This is a genomic window from Pantoea sp. GM01, from assembly GCF_000282675.1.
Classification (GTDB): domain Bacteria; phylum Pseudomonadota; class Gammaproteobacteria; order Enterobacterales; family Enterobacteriaceae; genus Pantoea; species Pantoea nemavictus.
Genome location: NZ_AKIU01000007.1, coordinates 20234 through 30604 on the forward strand (window position 1 = coordinate 20234; position 10371 = coordinate 30604).

At 50.9% G+C, this 10371-nt stretch carries 8 protein-coding genes and 1 pseudogene; 3 read left to right on the forward strand and 6 right to left on the reverse strand.

Annotated elements, in window-relative coordinates; all coding sequences use genetic code 11:
* Window positions 1-396: 396 nt before the first annotated feature.
* A pseudogene (locus PMI17_RS02820) lies at window positions 397-1131 on the reverse strand (2-phosphosulfolactate phosphatase).
* A 76-nt stretch (window positions 1132-1207) separates the two neighbouring features.
* On the opposite strand from PMI17_RS02820, the gene PMI17_RS02825 reads away from it, so the two are divergent.
* The gene (locus PMI17_RS02825; protein WP_007885862.1) at window positions 1208-1519 is read left to right on the forward strand and encodes a hypothetical protein; all 312 of its coding nucleotides are present in this window, start codon (window positions 1208-1210) and stop codon (window positions 1517-1519) included.
* A 91-nt stretch (window positions 1520-1610) separates the two neighbouring features.
* Here PMI17_RS02825 and PMI17_RS02830 read toward each other — a convergent pair whose 3' ends face one another.
* From PMI17_RS02830 to PMI17_RS02850, 5 genes are all read right to left on the reverse strand, one after another.
* Window positions 1611-2270, reverse strand: coding sequence for a hypothetical protein (locus tag PMI17_RS02830; protein WP_007885863.1), 660 nt, complete (start codon window positions 2268-2270; stop codon window positions 1611-1613).
* A 230-nt stretch (window positions 2271-2500) separates the two neighbouring features.
* Window positions 2501-3577: a mechanosensitive ion channel family protein gene (locus PMI17_RS02835; RefSeq protein WP_007885865.1), complete on the reverse strand. Its 1077-nt coding sequence runs from the start codon at window positions 3575-3577 to the stop codon at window positions 2501-2503.
* 420 nt (window positions 3578-3997) lie between these two features.
* Entirely contained in the window at window positions 3998-4210 is a 213-nt protein-coding gene (gene cspA, locus PMI17_RS02840; RefSeq protein ID WP_007885867.1) for an RNA chaperone/antiterminator CspA, read from the reverse strand.
* A 307-nt stretch (window positions 4211-4517) separates the two neighbouring features.
* On the reverse strand, window positions 4518-6419 hold the full coding sequence (locus PMI17_RS02845; protein ID WP_007885868.1) for an acyltransferase family protein: 1902 nt from the start codon (window positions 6417-6419) through the stop codon (window positions 4518-4520).
* A 233-nt stretch (window positions 6420-6652) separates the two neighbouring features.
* Complete coding sequence (locus PMI17_RS02850) at window positions 6653-7588, reverse strand: LysR family transcriptional regulator (RefSeq protein WP_007885869.1); 936 nt, start codon at window positions 7586-7588, stop codon at window positions 6653-6655.
* Window positions 7589-7702: 114 nt separating this feature from the next.
* Here PMI17_RS02850 and PMI17_RS02855 point away from each other — a divergent pair, with 114 nt between their 5' ends.
* Complete coding sequence (locus PMI17_RS02855) at window positions 7703-8854, forward strand: M20 family metallopeptidase (protein ID WP_036620056.1); 1152 nt, start codon at window positions 7703-7705, stop codon at window positions 8852-8854.
* Entirely contained in the window at window positions 8842-10239 is a 1398-nt protein-coding gene (locus PMI17_RS02860) for a YfcC family protein (RefSeq protein ID WP_007885872.1), read from the forward strand. The genes PMI17_RS02855 and PMI17_RS02860 overlap by 13 nt, the downstream gene beginning before the upstream one ends.
* The last annotated feature ends 132 nt before the right edge of the window (window positions 10240-10371 follow it).

A 10371-nucleotide genomic window follows, 5' to 3' on the forward strand; every position in this document is an offset into this window, starting at 1 on the left:
ATTCTTCCCAGTAGCGGCCAAAAAAACACTTCTATTTCTGATGTATGATGCAGGTTAAGTATGGTTTCAGTTTCAAGTTTCTGGATGAACATCAACCAAATGATGCATTTAACATTGTACACACTTCAAGAAAAATGTCAGGAACGCTTTCATTCTTATATATATTACGCATCCGCGCTATGCTCCACATGCGCTATGTATACATCCCTCTGTCAGGGAGGACTAACAAGCCTATAGCTTAAGCTCTTAGGTCTTAACCTGCATGTCCCGTTCTAAGATTGCCCGAAATACTTACAGTAAATTGAAAGCAACATCCGCTATTGGAACAAAGCAGATGAAGTCTAACTGTAAGGGCCAACCCGGAATCTAGTCACTCCTCCACACATGAACCTTCGCTCACTCAAAATGCGATGCATAAAAATCGTCATGGAGTCGGCATGCCAGTTTTGCTGCATCAACCTTCAAACAGAGCTTCACGTCTTCATCAAATCCACGCTGACGCAGTTCTAATGCGGATGAACATTCGCGAAGTTGCCGCAAATTTTGTTGCTGCTGAAATTGCCAGACGGCAATCGCGGCCTGTGCTTCCGGAGAACAATTAATGCGCCCCATCGCGGCAATAATGCCACCCGCTGCCACATAATCTTCAAGTGATGGGCGAAGGCTACCATTGGGCCATCGTTCTCCACACGGAATGATGAGGATACGTTTAAAGTCTCTGCAAGCTTTTGCCGTGGCAGCCAGATTCCTGAAACAACCGCTGAAAACCGTAACGCCTGTATCTCTTGCTTTAAAAGAAATTGCCGAGCCGTTGGGGGGGGAAGTACGAGTTTTTCACCTTCGCTTATTGTCATGATTGACGCGGGCGACAGGCTGTAACATTTACCGCTGAATCTTCTGTTCGGACTGGCGGCTTGTGCTCCAATTTTTTAAACCATATTCAATGATCGATTCATCTTTCCACGGATAGGGATAGATGCGCGCTCCGTTATCGACAGCCAGGCTAACACAGGTTGAAAATGACATCACGTCAACGATTACGGCACAGTCAACGTCTGTGGTTAAATAATCCACGGCAGATAAGCCCCACTCCAGGTGAACCTCGAATTCCTCCTGACCAAACCAGTGCATGATTTTTATCTCCGTTATAGTCTGCCGTTCTTCTAATGGTATGGTTAACATCCCGCTAATAAAAGAGGAAAAGCGAATGATTGTAAGGACATGGCACGGTTGCGTTCCGCTAAGACATGCGGAGAGCTTCGCTAAACACCTGGACGAAACAGGCGTGGAGCACTCAGCCAGTGTGCAAGGAAACAAGGGCGCATTTGTGCTGAGGCAAACGCAGGGTGATTGGGAGCATTTCTTCCTGGCGACGTACTGGCAGGATTTGGCTGCAGTACGCGCATTTGCCGGAGAACACTATCATGTGGCTGTGACGTATCCGGGTGATGAAGTCTTTGAACTGATCTCTGATCCCTATGTTTTTCAGCATGAGGTTGCGTCTCTTTCACCTCTATAGCTTATTTCCGGGGCAATCTGCGGGTTTCCCCGAAGATGACTTATTTTTGGTTCTGCCAATCGACATCAGCCAGAGCGAACATGACGCGATATCAGCTTCCTTCGCCGTTACCTTCACAACTCGTCACCTGCGGATAAGGTCGGCAAACCAGCATCATTTTGTTCTTCGGTTCAAAGCCATGGTCGATCATACAGCGTTGCGCTTTGGCTGTGCGTCCAATGCTGGCGACCTTCAGATTCGAGCCGAGAGGTTTCGGATAACCGCAGGCGTACATCATCGGCAGTGCTTGCTGATTGTTGGCAACCTCAACTGAATAGTGTTGTGATGCTCCCACTTTACGCCAGCTAACCTGCATATCTTCAGATCGGCCCGAATCCGGCTTTATCGGGTAGAAGCCCTCATCAGCGTCAAAAGGCAACGCTTCAAGTTGGGACACGCTAAGGGGATGCCCCTGTTTTGCCTCAACGCAGGCCGGAAGCGCTTTCCTGACTTCACAGAAATCGAATCCACTTTTCCGGGTAAAACCAAGCCGCTGCATACACTGGAACTGCAACGCCTGTTCGTTAGCGGGCAAGCGGCTTAATGAACCTGCCGTAGGTTCGCCACACTCTGCCATCGCTGCCCTAACGTCATCTTCGGTGGTTGAAGGGCGCTGCCATTGGGTGAAATCGGCAGGCGGCGGGCAGCCAGTGAGAAGAAATAGCGATGTGATTAAAATGGGTAAGCCGACCAGCTGAGGTTTGCGCAACATAAAAATCCTTATTTATAAGGCAGTCATTTTACATAACTGATTGACGTCGCATAAGTTGGATACAGTAATCATTCCAGCATCGCATCATCAAATCCAAGGTAATAAAAAACCCTGAGCTTCAGGGTTTAATAATGGTATCACCAGAATCATTGTTCTGAGGTGATAATTGCATGACCGTGTTAAGGTGACCGTTCAATCATCTTCCTGATTTTATTGTCATCCACGACGGTCTAAGCCAACTCCTTAGTAGCGGCTTCAGTCAGTGTTGCTCTCACGTGAGGCAGGCTCTGCGGATAATTTTGCTGAATAAACTCAATCATTTTTTCCCGCACGTAGCAGCGCAAATCCCAGGCTGTAGGGGAGTTCTGTGCCGTCATTAATAATCTGATCGTCATGGTTTTATCATTAGTATCGGTAACCTGGAGCACCTGAGTTTGTTGATCCCAGAGTTTGGTTTCACTCAATACTTTTTCAAAATGTTTACGCAGAGGATCTAAGGGCATGGAGTAATCAAGGTAAAGAAAAACCGAGCCTAATATTTGCGCATTATTCCGCGTCCAGTTCTGGAAGGCATTTTCGGTGAAGTAGGTAATTGGCAGCACCAACCGGCGTAAGTCCCAGATGCGCACCACCACGTAGGTTAGGTTTATCTCCTCAATCCAGCCCCATTCATTTTCAACCACCACCGCATCATCAATCTTTATCGGTTGCGTAAAGGCGATTTGAATACCGGCGAACAGGTTCACCAGCGATTTCTGCAGGGCAAAACCAATGATTATCCCGGCAACCCCAGCACCGGCGAGGATTGTCGTGCCGAATTTTCGCACACCCGGAAAGCTCAACAGAATCAGAGAGAGGCAGAATGACACGAGCAGTACGATCGCGACCTTTTTGACGTAAATTATCTGAGTGCGTATTTTTCGGGCGCGTAAATTATTTGAAAGATTAATGTCATAACGGATAAACAGCATATCCTGAGCGACATTCGTCAAGCGAATTAAAATCGAGCAAAGTGATAAGATAATAAATACGTTGGTGGTGGTGGTTATAAAGGCAAGTGAATCCGGATGAATGCTTATATAGTTAACCCCCACATTTATCAGCAGCAAGGGAATAAAAAGAAACATCGACCCACTAAGATGCTTTTCAAGCGATTTGAAGAGCTTTCTGTCACGGCTCTGCCAGTAGCGAATGAATCTGAGAAGTATAAATCGAGCCAGGAAACCCAGTATGAGTGAAAGCGTGACGAGCAATACAGCAGGCACCCATACCGGAGCACCAGATAACTCACCAAATAGTAATGGCATTGTTTTCCCTTATATCCAGCCAACAACCTTTGGTTGTCAGGTAAGTCACAAAAATTCAGTAACCGTTGTCTTCCCGGTTATCTGCGGATTACATGGTTAACGCACCTTAAGTTTATGAAAAATTTAGCCAACTGACGTCCCTGGCCGTTAAAAAAAGGAATTGAGAGAGTGACTTGATGGTGGGGGATAGCGCAGGTTATTGAAAATTAGTGTAAAAACTCATTTTTGCTGTTAGCTAACAGGATGCCCGCAAAGCCAGGCCTGCACGTCGATGGCCGCAATGTCCTGCCATAATGTGTTACGCAAATTTTAGGCAATAAAAAACCCGCAGGAAGCGGGTTGATTTATTATCAGCAGAACTTATCTGCTCAGGCTGTTGCCTTCATCGCTATTGTAAGCGTCACTGATAATGGGCGGGGCTTACAGCGGCGTTACGTTGCCAGCTGCAGGGCCTTTAGCGCCGTTTTCAATGGTGAAGGACACTTGCTGACCTTCATCAAGAGTTTTGTAGTTGTCGCTCTGGATAGCAGAGAAATGGACGAATACATCCTTGCTGCCATCGTTAGGCGTGATAAAGCCAAAACCTTTATCAGAGTTAAACCATTTTACTAAACCAGTCATTTTGTTAGACATAGATACTTCCTTAATTGATGAGCCACTCAACGCGGCGATAATGGCCTGAAGTGAAAGATTTACTTATTGGGCACTTAGGAGGAGGCTCTCGAAGAAGGATATCTAGGGATAACACTTGAACTGAGGACTGCTTTACTAAAACTGCTTTCATAAGGTCTGTGTTCCAAACCGATGACGCATTAAGACATAGCGATAATAATTTAGCAACGTATATGTTTATTTATTTTAACCGTTTAAATACCTGGATGGCTGAACGGCCGCTAATTTTTAAGCGGCCAAAGAGTGTTTAATCCCTAATGAGAACGCGCTAAATACTATCAATCATCCGCCACATACCAGCAAACACGCCACTCAGACTCTTGTTTCCCACCTCTGAAAGGTGGTTATCATCGCGGTACAGCGGCACGTCGTCTTTTGCACCGTAGCAGAAGTTGCTATCACAAAGTGCCTGAGTGGCATCGAGCAGTGCGACATTGGGGGATTGTGCGGCAATGCTATTTAACATCGCCAGCGTCTCCTGATTATGTGATTGATATTCTGCTCGCGTTTGCTGAATCGCCAATGCATTGCCGCGCATGGCATCGCGCGACATGCGGTAAATAACGTCGTAACCAAACTCGGGCACGGGCGTCATGATAAATACCCGGCGATGAGAGGCGAGCTGTTTTACTACTGCGCCAAAATGCTGTTGATAGGCAGTAATCGAGCTCTTCTCATTCAGGAAGCTATAGTCGGGCGTCGTGCTTCCGCTGCCAAAACTGCCATGCAGGTAGAAGGATAAACGGTTGATAATGAGCACCGAAGCGTGGGGATACTTCCGTTCGATATCGATTAGCGCATTCTTCACAAAACCGCCGCAGTCGGGGCTGGCGCTGCGATGAATATCCGGCATTGACGGGCATCCCGACTGCGCAATAAACACTACCGCATCATTGGGTCTGGCACTTTCCACAATTGAAGACAACATTGCCGCCGCATGGCTGTCACCCAATACCACCAGGTTTACCTGGCGAGCCCGACCAAATACGCATTGTGGCGAGGTTGTACCACTAAAGACAAAACACTTTTCGCCGCTGACAAAACGCTCCTGTGAATAGTGTTTGATGCTGGCGATCACCTGCGGAGCGCGTGAAGGAAGCCCGGCGTTTGCCACAATGAACACGCCCACTAACAGTACCAGCGCAGTTTGTCCCAGAGTGACGTAGGTTCTGCCACTCAGCCAACCCTGCTTGTTTTCTACCAGCAGCCAGGAAGCCCAACCCGCAGCCAGTGATAGCAGGATCAGCAGCGCCTGGCTAACCAGCGTGATAGGCCAATTGACCAGATGCCAGAATACCCACAGCGGCCAGTGCCATAAATAAACCGAATAAGAGGTTTTACCGATGTGCTGCACAATACGGTTGTTCAGCCACCGGCTGTTTTGCACGCCGGCATGGATGATCAGTGCCGTCAGCAACACAGGAATGAGCGTCATGATGCCGGGCCAGGCCATGCTTTCATCAAAACACAACGCACAGATTATGAGCCCTGAAATAGCGACGGGTGGGATCCAGCGTTGGCCGCTCAAGGCCGTTTTCGGTGTCAGATACAGCAGTCCGCCTGCCAGCATCTCCCATGCGCGCGTTGGTAACAGATAATAAGTTGCCGTGAGATGAAAATGGGTAGCCACCATCACCAGCACCAGGCCGAATGAAAGTAGTGCGGCAATTCCCATTGCCCAGGCAAACTGCTGGTGCAGGAAACGCGCCGTGAACATCAGTGCCAGAGGTAATAGCAAATAGAATTGCCACTCGACGCTTAATGACCAGGTGTGCAGTAACCATTTATATATCGAGCCGCTATCAAAATAGCCACCCTGTTTGAAATAGACCACATTGGAGATAAAACTGAGGCTGGATACAGCGTGCTCCGCCATTTTATTATATTCATCCGGCGGCATCAGAAAATAACCCATCAGCATCAATATCACGCACAGCACCATCAGGGGCGGTATAATTCTCCGGCAGCGCGCGGCATAAAATGCCAGTAAAGAGAAACGGTTATTTCTAAGGCGAGACAGGATAATACTCGTCATCAGATAACCGGAGATGACAAAGAACACGTCAACACCGAGAAACCCACCGCTCACCCGTGTAAAACCGAAGTGATAGAGAATAACTAACATTACGGCATAGGCGCGCAGCCCATTAATGTCGGTGCGAAAATTCATTCGGCGTTATCCACGTAAGGAATATACCGGACAATGTAAATAGTAGAGTAATGCTAATCAACAGCGGTAAACTTCATCAAGACAGATTAATTACGCGCTGAATGGAACTGACTGTAGGGTAATTTATCTTATTCTACATTTATCCCAGTTTATCTTTCATCGGGTTATCTATTAATGAATTTTAAATGACCAGATACATGCCGATATTAAAAAGTAGAATCACGCCTGGATATTCAGAATATCCCTGATACCTCCTCCTCTAATGAAGCAGTAAAAAACTGGCTCAGCAGCTGCCACAGATAGTGCGCGGCGGGCGTCAAACGGTGATCGGCGCTGCGCAGCAGATGACACTGACTTTCACGTGCGATGCGATGATCGATTGGAATCGCCACCAGTTCGCCGCGTTGCAGCGTGGCTTTCACCGATTGCGCGGTCATAAATGAGATGCCTAAACCCGCCTGCGTCAGGGCAATGGCGCTGGAAAACAAGTTGCAGCAGTAAGACGGGGTAAAGATAAGGCCTTCACTTTTGAAGATCGCGTTGATGTAGCGCTGCAAGCCAAAATTCTCATTCATGGCGATTAAGCGATGCTGGGTTAATGCGCTGGCGCTGACGGCGGAAAGGCCAGCCAGCGGATGATCCGGCGGCACAATGGCGCAGATCGGCCCGCGCTGAAAACTCAGGCACTTCACGCCCGGTGGTCCAGCCGGTCCGAAGCTAACCGCCATATCCACTTCGCCTTTAGCAATCAGCATTACCGTGGTTTGCATATCGCCCGACATGATGTTCACAAATACGCCCGGATAGGCACGGGAAAACGCCTGCACCACATGCCTGACCACATCGTCCACCATGCCTTGCCCGATGCGAATGTTGATCGAGCCACCACGCATATGACGCAAATCCTGCAGTTGACGCTCCAGCATCTTGCGGCGCTGGCTGGTCTGCGCGAAATCCTCCGCCAGCATCCTGCCCGCTTCGGTCAGCACCACGTTACGGCCCCGTCGTTCCAGCAGCGGCAGTTGCAGGCTGCGTTCCAGTGACGACAGCTGCCGACTGATCACCGAGGGATTGATGCCGAGCGCATCCGCCGCGCGTCGAATGCCGCCATGCACGCCAACTTCATACAAATAACTTATGGCTTTCTCGGGATAAGTGGACAGCGTCATATTTTTTGCCAATCTGTTGCTCTCAGGGCAACAATATTAACATTTACTCCTCATTTTTTAACGGCAATGTTTCTGCGCATACTGGCTCGGACACTAAGACAGATGGGTAATAACATGAAAAATATAAAAGATTATTTGCAACAACATGCCGCTGAGATTCTGGGAGACATCAAACGTCTGGTGGCGGCGGAATCGCCTTCGCTCGACAAAGCAGCGGTTGATCGCTGTGGAGAAGTGCTGCAAAGCCTGTTCCAGCAGCGTTTAGGTATCAGCGCCAGCGTGTCGTCGCAGCCTGAGTACGGTAATCACCTCAAGTTCACGCTCGGCCAAAACGGGCCACAAACCACCATCATTGGCCATTTCGATACCGTCTGGGATCACGGCGAACTGGCGCTGCGCGAAGAGGATGGCAAGTTGTTCGGGCCAGGCGTGCTGGATATGAAAGCCGGTTTGGTGCAGGCGATTTGGGCGGTGCGAGCGCTACAGGCGCTGGACCAGCTGGCGGGTAAGCGCATCGTTTTCCTGTGCAACAGCGATGAAGAGTTGGGCAGTCCAAGCTCCAGCGACTGGCTGGCGCAACATGCGCCAGGTGCCGATCAGGTTTTAGTGGTTGAACCGGCGGTGGCGGGCAGCGGTGCGCTGAAGGTCGCGCGTAAAGGCACCGGGCGTTATGACATCACCATCACCGGTCAGGCGGCGCACGCCGGTAACAATCCGGAAGAGGGCGTGAGCGCGATCCAGGAGATGGCGCAACAAATTCTGCGGCTACATGCGTTGAATGCGCCAGAGCGCGGCACCACGGTCAATGTCGGTATCGCCAACGGCGGCGGTCGCATCAATGTGGTCGCTGATAAAGCGGAGTTGGGCATTGATACGCGCGTTACCTGCGAAGAGGAAGCTGAGCGCATCGATGCAGCCATCAGCCAGCTAACCCCCTTTAGCGCAGGTATTGGTATAAACGTCAGCGGCGGACAGAAACGACCGCCGATGCGCCAGACGCCGGCTTCATTGCTGCTGTTTCAACACGCACAGCAGGTGGCGCAGTCATTAGGCTTTGCGCTGGAGGGCAAATCGGTCGGCGGCGGTAGCGACGGCAACTTCACCGCAGCGCTGGGTTTACCGACGCTGGATGGCCTGGGCGCGACCGGCGCAGGCATTCACGCGCGCCACGAACACATCATTATTGCTGATATCGTCCCGCGCGCGGCGCTGGTGGCGGGCCTGATCCTCGCAAACGATGGGGAGGAAGCGCCATGTCGCAGCTAAATATTCAGCAGGCCAGCAGCGCGGCACCGGTGCAGGAGAGCGGGCAAAGCCCGTATATGCTGCTGTTCATTATTCTGGTGCTGGCGACGGTTGCCACCTGGCTTATTCCAGCCGGCGTATTCGATTTTGTAACGCGCGACGGCATCAAGTTTGCGGTGAAAGATAGCCTGCATGCGGTGCCGCAAAGCGGGGTTTATCCGCTGGAAATTTTTACCGCCATTGCCAAAGGGATGGTGAAATCTGCGCCGATTATCTTTCTGATCCTGTTCACCGGCGGCGTACTGGCGGTGGTGGAGGAGACGGGGGCGATTGCTACGGCATTAAATTCGCTCTCGCGCAGCACGCGCCTGAGTGATACGCGCATGGTGTTAATTTTCGGCACTATCTTCGCCCTGCTCGGCACCACCGGCGTGGTGGTGAATGCGGTGGTGGCGTTTGTGCCGATTGGTCTGCTGGTGGCGCGATCGATGGGATTGCCGCCGATTCTCGGTGCCTCGCTGGTTTATCTTACCTGTGCAGCGGGCTTTAACGTGGCAATCCTCAACCCGGCGACCACCGGCCTGACGCAGCATCTGGCGCAGCTGCCGCTGTTCTCCGGCATGCTGTTGCGCGGCATCACCTGTTTGCTGTTTGTGGTCAGCGCCGTGGCTTATCTGATCTGGTCAATTCGTCGCGCACGTCAGGATGGACATCTGCGTCCACAACAGGCGCAAGGTGCCGGGCAAACGGCGCTGGTTACCGGTCGTCATAAGCTGATTTTGAGTACCGTCGCGCTGTCGCTGATCCTGTTCATCAGCGGCGCGGTGAAGTTTCACTGGGGCACCAGTGAGATGTCGGCGATGTTTATTCTGCTCTCCATCGCGGTGGGATTGATGGGACGCATGAGCGGTTCGGACATCGCCAATACCTTCCTCGGCGGCTGTTCCAAACTGGTGAAGGGCGCGTTTATCGTCGGCATGGCGGCCTCTATTTCGCTGGTGCTGCAACAGGGCAACGTGCTGGATCCCATTGTCGGTTTCCTGTCCGATCTGCTGGCACCGATTCCGCCTACGGCGGCAGCGATTGGCATGTTTATCAGCGCGGCGTTGATGCATTTCGGTATCTCATCCGGTTCCGGCGAATCGGCGTTGTTGATTCCAATTTTCTCCCCGCTCGGCGATAACCTCGGTTTGACGCGTCAGGTTATGGTGCAGACGGTGCTACTCGGTGAAGGCATCGTCAACTGCATGAGCCCAACCTCCGGCGTGCTGATGGCGGTGCTGGCCACGGCCAACGTGTCGTTTGGTAAATGGCTGCGCTTTGTCGCGCCGGTCATCGCCGTGTGGTTTGTTATCTGCGTGGTGATGCTGCTGATTGGTGTGGCGATCAACTGGGGACCGTTCTGATATAAAACCAGGAAGCTCGAAGGGGCTTCCTGGTCATTTCTGATATGTTTATAAAAACGCATTTTATCGACATCTAGGCTTAACGTGTCGATGGCGTAAACAAGTTGACGCTATATGTTTATAAAAGTGGAT